Here is a 16,578-nt window from a genome sequence, read left to right as displayed (position 1 = left end):
GCGAAGAATGCAGGCTTCCGGCGCCTGCAGGCCGACACACCGCACCGCAGTGCGGTTTAGTTATGCGGTCATGGCCGGAAAAGGAAACTCCGCCAGATAGTCCGGGATGCGCGGAAACGTATGGATAAACCACGGCGTGAACTGCTCTGGCTGCAGCTGCATCTGCTGTTCAATCAGTGCCAGTGGGCGATAATCCCAGGCATCCGCTTCCTGCGGATTCAGCTCAGGCAGGCTGTCGCAAATGGCAAAAAAGACGTGGCCATATTCATGCTCGGTCAGGCCATTGCTCAGCTTCAGGTTGTAGCTCAGTTCAAATACCGGCGTCAGCGTCAGCACCATCCCCATCTCCTCCCGCAGTCGGCGCTCGGCGGCGTCACGGGTCGATTCATGCGGATAGGGATGGCCGCAACAGGTATTACTCCACAGGCCACCACAGTGATATTTATCGCTGGCGCGCCGCTGCAGTAAGAGCTCCTGCCGGGAATTGAAGACGTAGACCGTCACCGCACGGTGCAGTAATCCTTTTTCATGCACTTCCAGCTTTTCCATTTTGCCGGTGGGACGATCGAGGTGGTCAACGAGGATAACTTCAATAGCAGACATGGCGTTTCCTTGAGATTATTCCCATCTATTCTGGCACAAGATTAGACATTTGGGCGCGCTGCAGAGGAATTTTTGCCAGGTCCGGGCGAAGGGGAGCAGATGAAGCAAAGAGGAAATCAGGCCAGCGAGGCTGGCCTGAAGAGGGATTATAACCGGAAGCTCTGAACAACCCGCTCCAGCTGGGTGCTCTGCACTTCCATCGCCTGCGCGGCGGCGGAAACCTGCTCGACCAGCACGGCGTTCTGCTGGGTGGTGCCGTCAAGCTGCGTGATCGCCACGTTAACCTGTTCAATGCCCATGCTCTGCTCGCGGCTGGCGGACATGATTTCGCTCATCAGGGTCGTAACGCTGCTCACGCCCTGCATCAGCTCATCCATGGTCTGGCCCGCCTGCTCAACCAGCGCGCTGCCGGTGTCGATGTTGGCCACGGACTCCTCGATCAACTTTTTAATCTCACGCGCCGAATTGGCTGAGCGCTGCGCCAGGTTGCGTACTTCCGATGCCACGACGGCAAAACCGCGTCCCTGTTCGCCAGCCCGTGCAGCTTCGACGGCGGCGTTCAGCGCCAGAATGTTGGTCTGGAACGCGATGCTGTCGATGACGCTGATGATATCGACCACTTTGCGTGACGAGTGATGGATTTCGCCCATCGTAGTGACCACCTGACGAACGACCTCGGTACCACGTGCCGCCACCTGTGAGGCATCACCTGCCAGCTGGTTAGCGTGCGTAGCGTTGTCGGCGTTCTGACGTACGGTGCCGGTGAGCTGCTCCATCGAGGCCGCCGTTTCCACAATCGAACTGGCCTGGTCTTCTGTCCGGGAAGAGAGATTGGCATTGCCGCTGGCAATTTCACGCGAGGCGGCGGTGATCGCCAGCGCGCTGTCACCCACCTGCTGAATCAGCCCCTGCAGATAGCTGATAAACTGGTTAAAGCTCTGCGCCACGGCGTTAAATTCCGGGCTGTTACTGGCGGGCAGACGCTGCGTCAGATCGGCCCCGCCGCTCGACAGCGCTTCGATGTTGCGGTGCAGCACGCCAAGACGTTTCATCATTGCACGGACGAAGCCCAGCGACACCAGCAGCAGGATCACCGCCAGCGGGATCTGCACCAGACCCAGCCGGGTCAGCATGTTATGCGACTGCGCTTTCAGCAGGCTGGTTGGCAGACTACTGGCGAGATACCACGGACTGCCAGGGATAGCCTGTACAAACAGCGTCTGTTCGCCTTCGCTGCTGTCAAAGGTGGTTTCCAGCGGCTGGCCGCCAACGCCATTCAGCAGGGTTTTCAGCGGCCCCGCCATAGGCATCTGCACGTCAGCCAGATTCTCCAGTTTTGGTGTGGCATTGACCAGCGCGCCGTTCCCGACCACTTTGCCATCCGCCTCAACGATCAGCACGTTGCCATGAATCGTTTCGCCCATCTGTTTTGCCAGCTGATTGAAGAAGCCCAGGGTCACGTCAATGGTTGCTACACCCCAGGCCGTCCCGTTGCGGTAGATAGCCATGGCACAGTTGGTGCGGGGCTGCGGGCTGGCGGCATCCTGATAGGCTTTTGCCCAGGCGCACTGCCCTTTGGCCGCGGCCAGACCATCTTTATACCAGGGCTGCTCCCAGTATTTGTCGGCGGCGTCGGAGTTCCAGTAGGTATTAACCTGCAGTTCATTGCTGGCATTACGGGCAAAGAAGCTGCTGTCTTTTTCTTTGGCCGGATCGCGACGGTTCGGCAGCGGCCAGATACCGCCCCCAAACACATTGCTATCCTGATACTGGTTTACCAGCGTCGGTAACAGGGTGTCGATAGTAGCACTGTCCATAACCGATGCGGCTTCGGTGATGGCACGCTGCTGCGCCTGAACACGGTTCATCTGTTCAACGATGCCAGACGCGAGGGAATCAACCTGATAACGAACCAGTCGGCTTTCGCTGTCGACCAATTGCGGCGCGACGAACTGGTTGATGACCCAAACTGTAACGAGTAAAAGCGCAACAAAGAATGCGATCATTGTTGCGGTGAAGCGGGATTGTGTTGTTTTGAACATCTATGTTCCCCTGAACCTGGTGTGGCGCGATTGCCTGATCCGGGTTAACGGCTTGTTAAAGAGGAACTTGAGATGAGCGGGATCACAGATTGAAGAAATGCCTGAATTCTTTGGAAATTTAGTTTCTCTGCGCGACTATCACTGGCGTAGCGGGCACCACAAACAGGTGAAATGTCGCGCAGTAACGGGCTTACTCTTCCGGATTAACCACCTGATGGCGTGAGCGGAAAACATGATTGCTGCCCTCTGCGGTTAACCGTTCCCGTAACTTATGGCCGCCCTGTTCTTCCGTCTGGGCAAACTGTCTTTCCGCTTCGGTAATTGGTGTGGTCCAGAGTAAGGTGGGCCGATCGCCATCGCGCTTGGGCAGGGCAAACTGTGCCTGTTCGCTGGCCAGTTCATTCGCCAGCAGGAAGCTTTCGAAACCGACGGGCGCAACTTCCGAGGCCAGCGTGTGGCCCTCGCCAAGCCATGTCAGCCGCGCCCATGGCAGATGCACAAACTCCGCCAGCGCACTCGCCATCTGCACCGCGTTGCTTTCGGTCATGACCTCGCCGTCCACCGCCATGCCCAGCTCAATACGGCGGTACTGCGGTGCCAGCTCATCAAACAGGTAGTCCACCTGCGGCATGGGCCGGATACTCATGCCGATCGTCAGAAAATACCAGACGCCCTGATGCCAGTGCTGAGAGATCGCCATCGGCGGCCAGCTCCCCTGATCGATCGCGTAATACTTCACCGACTCGCCGAAGCGGGCCTGATAGCAGATCATCAGATCCTGCTGAACCCTGTCCCACTCGCTGCCGTCGTGCCATTCGCGCCAGAACTGGCGCTGATGCTCCGCACGAGCGTAATAGTCATTCGTAGAGGCCGACCCCAGCGGCGCCGTGAGGCGGTTTTTTTTAATGCAGCCTGCGGAGAAGCTTACCTGCTTCTCCTGATAGAGGCTCCAGCCCGGGATCACCGCCAGCAGCTGGCCGTAATACCATAGTGCTGCGCCATCATCGCTGGGCTCCCACAGCACCTGCAGACCGGCCGGATCCAGCTCGGGCTCCGCTTCCAGATTACGGCAATACTCGGCGCTGAGCAGTGGCGCAATGCCCTGCTCCATCGCCTCGCGATCTTCCTGCACCGGAGCCGGCAGCAGATTGCGCAGCCAGCAGCCGCGCACCGCATACTGACTGCGGAACAGGTCAGTTGGCCAGATGTAAAAATAGGCCGTGCGCGCATCCTGCTCAACAATAGCGGTCAGGGTGCGCTGCTGATTGTGGACTTCAGCAATCAGGGATTTGTACGTCATAGTGCCTCGACAAAGCCTGGAGGAATCCATTTTCCCCGAGAGTAGAGCAGGATCCTGACTGACGCTATCTGAGACAAGGGTAAAAATCTCAAAGTGTGGGCGACAAGAGGTAACAGGCGGGGATCGGTCAGAAAAAAGCCGCATTCCTGGATGCCGTAACCTTCTTCATCCCGGAGACGGTCTCTTCTGTCATCAGGAATCAGGTGAATATCCCAGACACACGTCAGGCGGCGATCAGCGCAGGGAGGCCTGTATTCATTTATTGCCGCAGGATCAGATTAAGATAGAGACCGTGGCATTATCAGGAAAAGAAGATGAGGATAAAGAGGCAAGCATCATGGCCACTCACTTTTGATCTTTATTGAGCGGAACAACGCACGTGACCGTCAGCCATTAAATCGGCACGATTCAGGAAAGCCAGGCTTGTGCCGTTTTATCTTCCGCGTGCGCAAACACAGACAATTGCCAGGAGACTTCGGAAAGCAGGTTTCTATAATAAGTTCATTGATTCAATAAAAAGGAACCGTAATGCTTTTATTATTCATTCTGATACTGATTATCGTAATTTTATTTTCTCTGAAAAAGCACGCTGCCTTTAAGAAAAGCAGAGCACTCCCCTCGAGAAACAAAAGATAATGCAGATAACAGAGATTACCGTTCCCTGCAGAGCATAATTACTATAAAAACAGTAAAATCAGCATATTGGAAAGCAAAGTGCGTTCTGTTATCACGCAAAAAATATCCTCACCTGCGCAATGAGAAAGAGAAATTTATCGGGAAATTTTATTTAATTAAAATAAATAAAAAGTAATAGCGATTTTATTTACAACCAGAATCGATGAACCTATGTTGGAAGCTGACAGGAAGACCTGTTTAATTTGATCACTCCCCCGCTGGCATGGAGCCTTAAATGAAAATTCACGCTTACCCGCCTGAAAACTGTTTCCTTGAAGAGGGTATCAGATCATACCTGAATAACCTTCCCGTTCGGGCAAATCGGTTAGATGAGTGTCTTTTTTTACTGCTCAATAAAAATAGCATCAGTGAAATCATCATCGACAGAGTCATTGAAAATACGCCCTACTACAGGGTGTTTATCCTGACCTGTGAAAAATTTATGCCGCTGGCGCTCTATTATCTGAATGCCTATCCGGGCAAGGTTTCGATTTTAAGCCGGGATGACAGCCCGTCGGAGGATCTCTCTTCGGCGGGTTTTACCACGTCCATCACTCATCTCAAAGAAGTCAGCTCTATCACGCCGGGTGAATACCGCGCACTGGCGCTGACGCTGAGCAGGAAAAGCCTGTGCAGGCAGGTCGAAAGCGCGCGAAAAAAGGTGTTTTATTACCACCGTTCGAGTGCCCTGCAGAAAATGGGATTAAAAAGAATCAATGCTCTTTTCATCTGAGTGGCGGAAGACTGAATAGATGAATGAACGCTATCCCGGCAGTGCAAAAGCGTTAGCCTGCGACTATATTCTCTCTGTTAAGAAAATTGCCTTGTCTCATCAGCGGGATTCTGATGTTAATGCCGGAAAGAAGGAGATCGATCTGCTACTGAAAAAACTCAGAAAAGCGATAAATATCTCCTCTCCTCTGAGCCTTTATGTCTGGACAAAGATGGAGGCTGAATTCAGAAAGATGATTGTCATCACCTGCGATCCCTGTTATTTGTCGATCATACGACACGCAAGATACCGTTCGAGGATATACAGAGATTATGCAATGAAAAAATTTCAGGGTTCAATCTGAGTAGATCTTATTATTGACACAATCAGCCGGAAACGTTTACGAAAAAATTCAGATCGCTCCGGCATCCATCCACGGGTTGTGACATTTTATACCTCTTCCGGGGTCGTTATCGGCCGCCGGTCGGGCATCATCCCTGCCTTTTTTAACCAGTGAATACTGTCCCGTGCGTACGGACGGATAACGTCCTTATTATACTCACCCAGAGTACAGCCAGCTAACACTATGAATATTAATAGCTTATTAATTTCATCCAGCCTGAATCCGTTTAACTTTCTCAGCACTGATGCCAGTTAAATAAAATTTAAGATACATAATTATCCGTTACCCAGCCCGTTAGCATTCGCGTTTTTTATCCACAATGAAATTTAATTTAACTTAATAATAACCTGCTCGATTTCATGAATTCTCCGTTTTAGTTTTGAAAACAGCGTCAATGGCGACGCTATAAGGAGAAACTCATGAAGAACCTCAATCCTTTAAAAAAAAATCCTGTTGATTTGCGACGATCTCTATTTTGCTCTAGGCTTTACTGCAATCGCAGAACGGGAAGGCATAGCGTGTCAGCAGGTAACTACTGAACATTACGCATCGATCGTCGGTTTTAAAGGAACCGTGCTTATCGACCTTGTTTCGTGGTGTAAGTCCGGCAGCATTGAATATACTTCGCAGGCCTGGCCCGGTAAGTATCCTCCCGACGCCGGTTTCATCATCTCCTGTACGGGCCAGAAAAACATATTGGATTTGATCTGCGATGGGTGTTTTAAAATAGAGAGGAAAAGCACACCGGGTGAGATCAGCCGATTATTTTCCGCAGATTCGCTGCCTCAGTCGCAATATCAGTATAAGCCTCTGACCTTACGCGAGAACGAAATCCTGGCCATGCGGCTTTCAGGTATGAGCACCCGAAAAATCGCCCTGACACTCAGAATACATGTGAAGACGGTTTATGCGCATCTCTACAACATTCTGATGAAGTCGGGCTGTAAAAGTTTGATCGGTTTCTATGCACTCGCCCTGCCGCTCAGCGAAATGATCTGCCGGTTCAACGCCGGGCAGAATGGGGAATAAGCAGCATTGAAAAACGTCGGTAAATTTTGCCTGACGGGATTGCTGTATGTACCGATCGCCCTGCGCAGCACTGGCAGGGCGATACGCTTCAGCGACACCGCTGCGCATGTTAATCCGCCAAAGCGCCGCGACGCGCAGTGAACGGGCAGGCTCAGGCTGATGCGGCCACACAGAGCGGGCCGGAGAAAAGCCGTACCTGACACGCCAGACGCCCGGCGCAGTTATTCAGGGTTTCGCCCCATCCTCACCATCGCACGATACCAGGCCCCGCGCTGAATCGACCAGCGTAATCCCACCGCAATCGCATTAATCTTCTGATCGATGATCGTCTGCTGCAGGCGGCCAATCTCGCGACCGGACATCGCCTGCGCCCAGGCGGGCATCAGCCCGAACCCCGACTTCAGCATGATTTTCATCACCGGTTTCGCCTGCCAGCTTGGTGCAGGGGCATTCATCAGCAACCGCGTCACCTCAGCGGTGCGCCCGTCGAAGCGCAGCTCAGGCCGCATCTGTTGCAGATAGTCCGCCACATCGGCGACGCTTTTGGGTACCCGCTCCGCCCCCAGCGCTTCGGCGATCAGCGCCGCTTCCTGGTAATAGCGATCCTGCTCGGCGCGGGTGAGATGCGGATTCTTATAGCGCAGATGGGCCGCCAGAAAACGGCTGGTTTCCGCGACATGCACCCAGGTCAGCAGATGGGGGTCGCTGGCCGCATAGGGTTTTCCCTGGCTGTCCACACCGCTGACTTTCAGATGGATGCGTTTTACCCGCTCAATGAGTGTTTGTGCATCCTGCTGGTTGCCATAGGTCGTCACAGCAATAAACTGACTGGTGCGGCGCAGGCGGCCCAGCATATCTTCGCGGAAGTTGGAGTGATCCCAGACGCCCGCCAGCGCCGCCGGATGCAGCATCTGCAGCAGCAGCGCGCTGATGCCGCCGCACATCATGGAAGTAAAGTCGCCATGGACGCGCCAGATCACGCTGTCCGGGCCAAACAGGCCGGGATCGCCCGGTGGCTGAGAAAGGTCAAATTCATTCATCGACAGGCCATTAAGGCGGAAGACCTGTTGCTGAATGCGGTCACGCAGATTCATGATGGTGGCTCTGATAGTGAATATGATGCGGCGCGCCGTAGCAGGACGCTGACGGCACGCCGCACCACCTTCCCCCGGCGTCAGGAGAAGGGTTGACGGTTATAAATAGTTAAACTGCGCATTTTCAGTACGAACGGAATCGAGTCCAATCATTACGTTAAATTTGCCGGGCTCTGCGACGTGCTGCATCTGCTGATTCCAGAACTTCAGCGCATCGACATCGATCTTAAAGGTGACCGTCTGCGATTCACCCGCTTTCAGCATGATGCGCTTAAAGCCCCGCAACTCCTGCACCGGACGGCTGATCGAGGCGACCGGATCGTTGAGGTACATCTGCACCACCGTGGCTCCGTCACGCTGACCGCTGTTGGTCACCGTCACGCTGGCCTCGACAGTGCCGTTGCGCGCCATTGTCGGAGAGGACATCTTAACCGGCGACACGGTGAAAGTGGTGTAGCTCAGGCCGTAACCAAACGGATAGAGCGGGCCGTTGACCGCGTCATAGTAGTGCGACGTATATTTGTTCGGTTTCGCAAAGTTATATGGGCGGCCAGTTGGCAGATGGTTGTAATAGATCGGGATCTGACCCACCGAACGCGGGAAGGAGACCGGCAGTTTGCCCGACGGGTTGTAGTCGCCGAACAGTACGTCGGCGATGGCGTTACCGCCTTCAGTGCCGCTGAACCAGGTTTCCAGCACGGCATCGGCCATCCGATCCTCATTGACTATCGCCAGCGGACGTCCGTTCATCAGCACAATCACCAGGGGTTTGCCGGTCGCTTTCAGCGCGGCTAACAGCCGCTGTTGATTCGGCGGAATGATCAGATCGCTGCGGCTGGAGGCTTCATGCGCCATACCCTGCGCTTCGCCCACGGCAGCCACGACGACGTCGGCCTGCTTCGCTTTGGCCACCGCATCATCAATCATCTGCTGTGGTGAACGGGTGTCAATCGACACCGCCGGTTCATAGAGGTTCAGGAAATCCTGAATCCCTTTATTGTCAGAGACGTTGGCGCCTTTCTCGTAGAGCAGCGTCGCTTTGCCTTCCGTCGCGTTGCGCATCCCCTGCAGCAGCGAAACGGACTGCTTCGCTACGCCCGCGGCGGACCAGCTGCCCATAATGTCGCGCTGGCTATCTGCCAGTGGACCAATCAGCGCAATGGTACCCGATTTTTTCAGCGGCAGCGTTTCCAGCCGGTTTTTCAGCAGTACGATGCTTTTACGCGCGACGTCGCGCGCTTCAGCCCGGTGCAGGCGACTTTCCGCATTGGTATCCTGTGGGTCGCTTTCTTTCGGCCCCAGATGGCTGTAGGGATCGTTGAACAGCCCCATGTCATATTTGACGTTGAGCACATGACGCGCTGCATCATCAATTTCCGCCATGCTGACGTCGCCGCGCTTCACCAGATCCGGCAGATATTTGCTGTAATATTCGTCGCTCATGCTCATATCGACGCCCGATTTCAGCGCAATACGCACCGCGTCCTGCGGATCGCTGGCGACACCATGCTTAATCAGCTCTTTAATGGCGCCGTGATCGCTGATGGTAATGCCTTTAAATTTCCACTTATCGCGCAGCAGATCTTTCAGTAACCAGCTATCCGCCGTGGCCGGCACCCCATTAATAGAGTTCAGCGCCACCATTACCCCACCGCTGCCTGCATCCAGCGAGGCTTTGTAAGGTGGCAGATAATCCTGGAACATGCGCTGCGGACTCATATCCACGGTGTTGTAGTCGCGGCCACCTTCAACCGCACCATAGAGCGCGAAGTGCTTCACGCTGGTCATCACATTGTAGCGATCGGCGGCGCTTTTACCCTGCATGGCCTGCACCATGCTGCGGCCCATTTCGCTGGTGAGCCAGGTATCCTCCCCAAAACCTTCGGAGCCACGACCCCAGCGCGGTTCACGGCTGACATCCACCATCGGCGCCCAGGTCATGTTCAGACCATCATCGGCCGCCTCATAAGCTGACACGCGACCTACCTCTTTTACCGCATCCAGATCCCAGCTGGCGGCCAGGGCTAACGGAATCGGAAAAATGGTGCGCTGACCATGAATGACATCGAAAGCGAAGAAGAGCGGGATTTTCAGGCGGCTGAGCTGCATTGCCTGATCCTGCATGGCGCGGATATCCTGACGGGTCACGGTATTAAAAATTGCGCCAACCTGACTCTTCTGAATCATGTCGCGAATCGCTTCTTTCGGATTATCAGGTCCGACGCTGATTAAACGCAGCTGACCGATCTTTTCGTCCAGCGTCATTTTTTTAAGCAGTTGATTGACGAAGGCATCCCGTGCCTGTTCAGTCATTGGGTGGTGGCCTGGCACTGTCTCAGCCAGTGCGGGTTGCATCGCGAGGGCGACAGCGAGACTAACAGAGTAAATCCATTTCATCAGGTTGGGTTCTCTTAAGTAACTGCGCAATATCGAATAAACAGACGGCAGTGTGCCACAAGATGAGAATAGCAGGTAGCTGCCGCTGTCACACTGCGTTGAGGGGAGTTGCCGTGCTACAGTTAAGACGCACTGATAAGACAAGGGAATTGCTCATGACATCAACCTCTGCCCTGCTTTCTGACCTGCGTCGTCTGGTCGGCCCTGCCCATCTGCTGACGGAACCTGAACAGACCGCCCGCTATCGCAAAGGCTTTCGCTCCGGTGACGGTGACGCGCTGGCCGTGGTGTTCCCTGGCACCCTGCTGGAGCTCTGGCGGGTACTGCAAACGCTGGTGAAAGCCGATGTAATTATTCTGATGCAGGCGGCAAACACCGGCCTGACCGAGGGCTCCACGCCGCACGGCAACGACTACGATCGTCCGCTGGTGATTATCAGCACCCTGCGGCTCGACAAACTTCAGCTGATCGACAATGGCCAGCAGGTGCTGGCGTTTCCCGGCAGCACGCTCTATCAGCTGGAAAAAGTGCTGAAGCCACTGGGGCGTGAACCGCACTCGGTTATTGGCTCCTCCTGCATTGGTGCCTCGGTACTGGGTGGCATCTGCAATAACTCCGGCGGCTCGCTGATTAAGCGCGGCCCGGCCTACAGCGAAATGGCGCTGTTTGCGCAGATCGACGCCAGCGGAAAACTGAAGCTGGTGAATCATCTCGGCATCGATCTGGGCAGCTCGCCGGAGGAGATTCTGGGACGGCTGGATGACGATCGCTGGCAGCCTGGCGACGTACAGCATGATGGCCGTCATGCTTCCGATCACGACTACGCCGATCGGGTCCGGGAGGTCGATGCTGATACCCCCGCTCGCTACAATGCGGATACGCGACGTCTGTTCGAGGCGTCCGGCTGTGCCGGAAAGCTGGCGGTCTTTGCCGTGCGACTGGATACCTTTGCCAGCGAACCCCAGCAGCAGGTCTTTTACATCGGCACCAATGACCCCGGCGTCCTCACCGATCTCCGCCGTCATATCCTGGCCCACTTTACCCATCTGCCCGTGGCCGGTGAATATATGCATCGGGACTGCTACGACATTGCAGAAGTCTACGGCAAAGATACCTTCCTGATGATTGACACGCTGGGCACCGACAAAATGCCGCTGTTTTTCACGCTGAAGGGACGGGTTGATGCCTGGCTGAACAAACTCGCTTTCGTTAAACCACACTTCACCGACCGGGTGCTGCAGCGCCTGAGCCGACTGTTCCCGGCGCATCTGCCCAAACGCATGAAGCAGTATCGTGACAAATATGAACATCATCTGATGCTGAAGATGTCCGGCGAGGGGGTGGCGGAAGCGCGAAACTATCTGCGCGACTACTTCCGCGAGGGTGGCGGCGAGTTCTTTGAGTGTGAAGGGAAAGAGGGGGCGCATGCCTTTCTGCATCGCTTCGCGGCGGCGGGCGCGGCTGTGCGCTATCACGCTGTGCATGCCGATGAGGTAGAGGACATTCTGGCGCTGGACATTGCCCTGCGCCGGAACGACGCTGACTGGTTTGAAAACCTGCCTGACGGGATCCGTTCTTCACTCAGCCATCGCCTCTACTACGGCCACTTCTTCTGTCACGTCTTCCATCAGGACTACATCGTCAGAAAAGGGGTTGATGTGCATGCGCTGAAAGCGCAGATGCTGGACATTCTTCAGGCGCGCGGCGCGGAATACCCTGCCGAACATAACGTCGGTCATCTTTATCAGGCAAAACCGCAGCTGGCAGCCTTCTATCGTCAGCTCGATCCGACTAACAGCTTCAACCCCGGCATCGGCAAAACCAGTAAGCAAAAAGGATGGGCGGTTAAACAGGTTTAACCGCATCATCAGGCAGCCTGCTTATCTGAGCAGGCTGTCCGCAATACACCCGGATGCCCCGACCGGGCCTTTTGATTTCCCCTCCCTGAAAGTGTTATTCATTAATAACAACTTCACCAAATAGTTAACCCCTTTTCCCAGATTACACCTGCTTTATTTCCTCTTATCAGATTCTGCTTAGCCCTTCACAAAACGTCATTTCCATAATTGATAATTCGCGTCGCGAAAAATACGTTATCGGCAGTCGGATATTCGTTTAATGATAAGTTTTTATTTCATTCAGGGAGGAATAGTGATGCGAAACATTCATTACGGGTTCGCGTTAATGGAAATAATGGCGGCAACCTTCGCGCTGACTGCAATAAGTTCGTTACCGGTTTGCGCGTCCGGATTTATTGAAGACGCGTCGCTGAAAGGAAATCTCTTTTACTGGCAGCGGCAGCGGGACCGTAAAGAGATCGCTCCCGCCAGCGATGCGCACGGGGAATATCGGGCGAATTTACATCACGCCTCGCTCAACACTAATCTGGACTATACGTCCGGCTACGCCGCTGGGTTAATCGGCCTGGACGTTGCCCTGTACGGTGCCGCAGAGCTCACCAACAGCGGCCCCGCTGCACCCAACGAAATTGGCTTCAGTAAGGCACGGACCCGCTGGGATGAAAAGTGGAATGGCGACAGCAGCGGTGCATCTTTTTACAAAGCTGCGCTGAAAGCTAACTATAAAAACTACTGGTTACGCGCCGGTTATATTCAGCCAACCGGCCAGTCACTGATTGCGTCGCACTGGAGTTTTTTACCCGGCACTTATCGCGGCGTGGAAACCGGCGCACGATATGACTTTCAGGAAGCGGGAGAATTATCGTTCTCCTGGATGTGGAGCGATAAATATAAAGCCCCCTGGTATCGTGATTTATACGATTTCCGCGAGGCAGACAGCAAAACGCCTGTCCGTTATCTGCATTCATTCGGCATGAAATATGATTTCAAAAATAATCTGGTGCTGGAAGGCGCATTTGGCCAGGCCGCAGATTACATGGATCAATATTTTGCCAAAGCCTCCTGGTCAGCCACGCCAGGCGGCAATGCCTTTAACACCAGCTATCAGTTCTATGGCGCACACGACAAAGTTTCGGGCGGGGCGGCCAATCCTCGTGATGTCTATGATGGGCTGGCCTGGTTGCAGGCGATTACTCTGGGTTACAACGTCGGGCCGGTTGACCTGCGCCTTGAAGGCACCTGGGTCAAAGCCGAAGGCAATCAGGGTTTCTTTCTTCAGCGTATGACACCGGGCTACGCCAGCTCCAACGGACGACTGGATATCTGGTGGGATGCCCGCTCAGACTGGAACGCCAACAACGAGAAGGCCATCTTTGCCGGTGCGATGCTCGACCTGGCTCCGTGGCAGCTGGCGGGCTGGAAAGTGGGCACCTCTTACGTCTGGGGCTGGGATGCCAGACCCGCTGCGCTGCCTGCGGTTGACCAGCGTCAGCGGCTGAAAGAGTCCGCCTGGAACCTGGACCTGATTTATCAGATTCAGCAGGGCCGCGCGAAAGATACGCAGTTCAGGCTCCACTACACCCGTTACGACAATCACAGCAATCTGCCCAGCTACAGCGGGGGCTACGGCAATATTTTCCAGGACGAAAAAGACATCAAATTTATGGTTATCGCGCCTTTTACGCTGTTCTGACGCCTGGAACAGACGGATTCTTTTACAGCAGCAAGGATAAATCACTATGTTTAAGTTAAGCCTCATCGCGCTGACTCTGCTTGGCGTGGCCGCCACAGGCCATGCCAGCCTGTCCGATCAACAGGTGGTGAATCAGATCAGCGACTTTGGCGTGACCTATCAGGTCAATGATAATCAGGCCGCTCTGCATGGCACCGACTGCGCCGCGCTGGGGGCCGACTATGCCGCCTGTAACCGTGCCACGATTACCCTGACGAATCACGGTTCCGCACTGAACAGCAGACACTGGGCAATCTACATGAGCAACGTCCATCAGACGCTGCGGGTCGACAACGATCAGTTTAAAATGACGCATCTGACTGGCGACCTGACCCGGCTCGAACCCACAGATAAGTTCACCGGCATTGGCGCTGGCCAGTCGGTACAGATCCCTGTCGTTAATGAGTACTGGCAGCTTTTCATCACCGATGTGATGCCGCGCTGGTATGTCACGGCTGGCGAGGCCACCCCAAAAATTATTACCAGTACCGATCATGAGGATCTCAGTCGTTTTGTGTTGCCGCTGGGCGACCACTGGCGACGCAGTGCCGACGATCACAACATCCTGATGCAGCCTGCCAGCCGCTTTATGCAAAACAGTGATGTTGTTACCCTTCCCGCTTCTGCACTGCGGGGTCAGATTACCCCGACGCCACTGGAGGTAAAGCTGCGCCCGCACGATGCCGATCTCAGCCGGGGAGTCAGCCTGACGCTGAATGGGCTCAGCGCTGAAACCGTGGAGGCGGTAAAACAGCGTCTGACCCTGCTCGGCCTGAAAGAAACGCCTGATGGATTCGCCATCACGACGCAGACCAAACCGGGTCACTTCAGCGGCATTCAGGCGAAATCAGGTGCCTATGAACTGGATATCACCCCGCGCCGCGCCAGTATCACGGGCTACGATGCAGCCGGAGCTTTCTACGGCCTGATGTCACTTCTTTCGCTGGTTCCCGGTGAGGGTGCGCCGCAGATAGCCAGTCTTGAAGCGCATGATGCCCCCCGCTTTGCCTGGCGTGGCGCACTGCTGGATGTCGCACGTAATTTTCACAGTAAAGAAGCCGTGTTACGGCTGCTCGACCAGATGGCGGCGTGGAAGATGAACCGCTTTCATTTCCATCTGAGTGATGATGAGGGCTGGCGAATTGCCATTCCCGGTTTACCGGAGCTCACTGACGTCGGCGCGAAACGCTGTCATGATCTGACTGAGCAGCGCTGTCTGCTACCGCAGCTTGGCTCTGGCCCGTTCAGCGACAACAACGGCAGCGGCTATTTCAGTCGTGACGATTACATAGCGATAGTGAAATATGCGCAGGCCCGGCATATTCAGGTGATCCCGGAAATCGATATGCCCGCTCATGCCCGCGCCGCCGTCATCGCTATGGAGGCCCGCTACCGGCGACTGATGGCGGAAGGCAAACCTGAAGAAGCGACACGCTATCGTCTGATCGACCCTACGGATGACTCGCAGACGACCTCTGTCCAGTTCTATGACCGCACCAGCTATCTGAATCCCTGCATTGAAAGCACGCAACGCTTCGTTGATAAAGTGATCGGTGACATCCAGGCCATGCACCAGGAAGCCGGGCAGCCCCTCACCGTCTGGCATTTCGGCGGCGATGAAGCGAAAAATATCCGGCTGGGTGCGGGCTATTCGGACAGGCGCGATCCGAAACCGGGCACCGGTCTGCGCGACCAGCGCTACGAAAATCTGCCGTGGCAGAAATCCGCGGTCTGTCAGGCTCTGGTGAAAAGCGGCAAAGTGGAAAATCTGGCCCATCTGCCGGGCTATTTTGCCCTGGCCGTCAGCGATATAGTGAACCGGCACGGCATTGGCAAAATGCAGGCATGGCAGGATGGCTTGAAAGATGTCAGCCATGCCAGCGCCTTTGCCACACCGCGAGTGGGGGTCAATTTCTGGGATACGCTCTACTGGGGCGGTTATGACAGTGCCAGTGACTGGGCTCAGAAAGGTTATGACGTGGTGATCTCCAGCCCTGACTATCTCTATCTGGATTTTCCGTATGAAGTGAATCCACTGGAGCGCGGCTACTACTGGGGCACCCGTTTTAACGATGAGCGTAAAATTTTTGGTTTCGCGCCTGATAACCTGCCACAGAATGCAGAAACGTCCGTCGATCGGGACGGGAACGCATTCAGTGCTAAATCTGTGAAGCCCTGGAGCGGAGCCTATGGGATGTCGGCACAGTTGTGGAGCGAAACCGTACGCACGGATGCGCAAATGGAGTATATGCTCTACCCCCGCCTTTTAGCTGTCGCGGAACGCAGCTGGCATCGTGCCAGCTGGGAGCGGGATTATCAGGTGGGACAGGAGTACGCGGGCGGCAGTACACATCTTGTCGATCAGCAGGCACGTTTGCATGACTGGCAGCGATTTGCCAATCTGCTGGGGCAGCGCGAATTGATGAAGCTGGATAAAGCCGGTATCGACTATCGCCTGCCGTTGCCGGGGGCAAAAATCGCCAATGGGGTTTTAATGATGAACGTGGCCTTACCGGGTGTCGCGCTGGAGTACAGCGTGGACAACGGCGCGACCTGGCAGCGGTACGATGTACGCCGACCACCGCAGGTCAGTGGCGGCGTGTCAGTCCGTTCAGTGAGCCGCGACGGCCAGCGGAGCAGTCGCATCGAAACGCTGCAGAGCGCCGGAGAGGCACTGGCCGAAGTGCCAGCGCCTTAACATAAATAAGGCCGACAGATGTCGGCCTTATTTC

General features: G+C 55.0%; 11 protein-coding genes. 6 read left to right on the top strand and 5 right to left on the bottom strand.

The genetic code is table 11. The features are described 5' to 3' along the window. Nucleotides 1-60: 60 nt before the first annotated feature. The 3 genes from idi to ACLHDD_RS03310 all read right to left on the bottom strand — a co-directional run bounded on the left by idi (nucleotide 61) and on the right by ACLHDD_RS03310 (nucleotide 3,945). Nucleotides 61-603 carry an isopentenyl-diphosphate Delta-isomerase gene (gene idi, locus ACLHDD_RS03320; RefSeq protein WP_427102927.1) on the bottom strand — a complete coding sequence of 181 codons (543 nt, stop codon included), beginning with the start codon at nucleotides 601-603 and terminating at the stop codon, nucleotides 61-63. A 146-nt stretch (nucleotides 604-749) separates the two neighbouring features. Next, complete coding sequence (locus ACLHDD_RS03315; protein ID WP_427102926.1) at nucleotides 750-2,645, bottom strand: methyl-accepting chemotaxis protein; 1,896 nt, start codon at nucleotides 2,643-2,645, stop codon at nucleotides 750-752. 190 nt (nucleotides 2,646-2,835) lie between these two features. Then, nucleotides 2,836-3,945, bottom strand: coding sequence for a suppressor of fused domain protein (locus tag ACLHDD_RS03310; RefSeq protein WP_427102925.1), 1,110 nt, complete (start codon nucleotides 3,943-3,945; stop codon nucleotides 2,836-2,838). A gap of 910 nt (nucleotides 3,946-4,855) precedes the next feature. Here ACLHDD_RS03310 and ACLHDD_RS03305 point away from each other — a divergent pair. The 3 genes from ACLHDD_RS03305 (at nucleotide 4,856) to ACLHDD_RS03295 (ending at nucleotide 6,764) form a co-directional block, all read left to right on the top strand. Continuing rightward, the gene (locus tag ACLHDD_RS03305) at nucleotides 4,856-5,353 is read left to right on the top strand and encodes a hypothetical protein (RefSeq protein ID WP_427102924.1); all 498 of its coding nucleotides are present in this window, start codon (nucleotides 4,856-4,858) and stop codon (nucleotides 5,351-5,353) included. 19 nt (nucleotides 5,354-5,372) lie between these two features. Beyond that, entirely contained in the window at nucleotides 5,373-5,696 is a 324-nt protein-coding gene (locus tag ACLHDD_RS03300; protein WP_427102923.1) for a hypothetical protein, read from the top strand. 492 nt (nucleotides 5,697-6,188) lie between these two features. Continuing rightward, entirely contained in the window at nucleotides 6,189-6,764 is a 576-nt protein-coding gene (locus tag ACLHDD_RS03295; RefSeq protein ID WP_427102922.1) for a helix-turn-helix domain-containing protein, read from the top strand. A gap of 221 nt (nucleotides 6,765-6,985) precedes the next feature. Here the strand turns inward: ACLHDD_RS03295 and ACLHDD_RS03290 are convergent, their stop codons facing one another. Both ACLHDD_RS03290 and bglX read right to left on the bottom strand, forming a co-directional pair. Then, nucleotides 6,986-7,861 (bottom strand): oxygenase MpaB family protein, encoded by an 876-nt coding sequence (locus ACLHDD_RS03290; RefSeq protein ID WP_427105161.1) that lies wholly within the window; start codon nucleotides 7,859-7,861, stop codon nucleotides 6,986-6,988. Nucleotides 7,862-7,957: 96 nt separating this feature from the next. Next, entirely contained in the window at nucleotides 7,958-10,255 is a 2,298-nt protein-coding gene (gene bglX, locus ACLHDD_RS03285) for a beta-glucosidase BglX (RefSeq protein ID WP_427102921.1), read from the bottom strand. A gap of 155 nt (nucleotides 10,256-10,410) precedes the next feature. Here bglX and dld point away from each other — a divergent pair, with 155 nt between their 5' ends. The 3 genes from dld to ACLHDD_RS03270 all read left to right on the top strand — a co-directional run bounded on the left by dld (nucleotide 10,411) and on the right by ACLHDD_RS03270 (nucleotide 16,544). Continuing rightward, a complete protein-coding gene (dld, locus tag ACLHDD_RS03280; RefSeq protein ID WP_427102920.1) occupies nucleotides 10,411-12,114 on the top strand; it encodes a D-lactate dehydrogenase in 1,704 nt (567 codons plus the stop codon). Between the two features lie 325 nt (nucleotides 12,115-12,439). Beyond that, nucleotides 12,440-13,807, top strand: coding sequence for a chitoporin ChiP (gene chiP, locus ACLHDD_RS03275; RefSeq protein ID WP_427105160.1), 1,368 nt, complete (start codon nucleotides 12,440-12,442; stop codon nucleotides 13,805-13,807). A 46-nt stretch (nucleotides 13,808-13,853) separates the two neighbouring features. Further along, nucleotides 13,854-16,544: a beta-N-acetylhexosaminidase gene (locus ACLHDD_RS03270; protein WP_427102919.1), complete on the top strand. Its 2,691-nt coding sequence runs from the start codon at nucleotides 13,854-13,856 to the stop codon at nucleotides 16,542-16,544. Nucleotides 16,545-16,578: the final 34 nt, after the last annotated feature.

Origin of the sequence: Pantoea sp. NSTU24 (assembly GCF_050157905.1) — a bacterium.
In the GTDB taxonomy this organism is placed as follows: domain Bacteria; phylum Pseudomonadota; class Gammaproteobacteria; order Enterobacterales; family Enterobacteriaceae; genus Pantoea.
This window is presented reverse-complemented; position numbering and strand designations above follow the sequence as displayed.

Bases quoted from the DNA above. Each gene is read 5' to 3' on its own strand.
- dld (WP_427102920.1), top strand. From the start codon at position 10,411: ATGACATCAACCTCTGCCCTGCTTTCTGACCTGCGTCGTCTGGTCGGC.
- ACLHDD_RS03310 (WP_427102925.1), bottom strand. From the start codon at position 3,945: ATGACGTACAAATCCCTGATTGCTGAAGTCCACAATCAGCAGCGCACC.
- ACLHDD_RS03305 (WP_427102924.1), top strand. From the start codon at position 4,856: ATGAAAATTCACGCTTACCCGCCTGAAAACTGTTTCCTTGAAGAGGGT.
- chiP (WP_427105160.1), top strand. From the start codon at position 12,440: ATGGAAATAATGGCGGCAACCTTCGCGCTGACTGCAATAAGTTCGTTA.
- ACLHDD_RS03315 (WP_427102926.1), bottom strand. From the start codon at position 2,645: ATGTTCAAAACAACACAATCCCGCTTCACCGCAACAATGATCGCATTC.
- ACLHDD_RS03270 (WP_427102919.1), top strand. From the start codon at position 13,854: ATGTTTAAGTTAAGCCTCATCGCGCTGACTCTGCTTGGCGTGGCCGCC.
- ACLHDD_RS03300 (WP_427102923.1), top strand. From the start codon at position 5,373: ATGAATGAACGCTATCCCGGCAGTGCAAAAGCGTTAGCCTGCGACTAT.
- bglX (WP_427102921.1), bottom strand. From the start codon at position 10,255: ATGAAATGGATTTACTCTGTTAGTCTCGCTGTCGCCCTCGCGATGCAA.
- idi (WP_427102927.1), bottom strand. From the start codon at position 603: ATGTCTGCTATTGAAGTTATCCTCGTTGACCACCTCGATCGTCCCACC.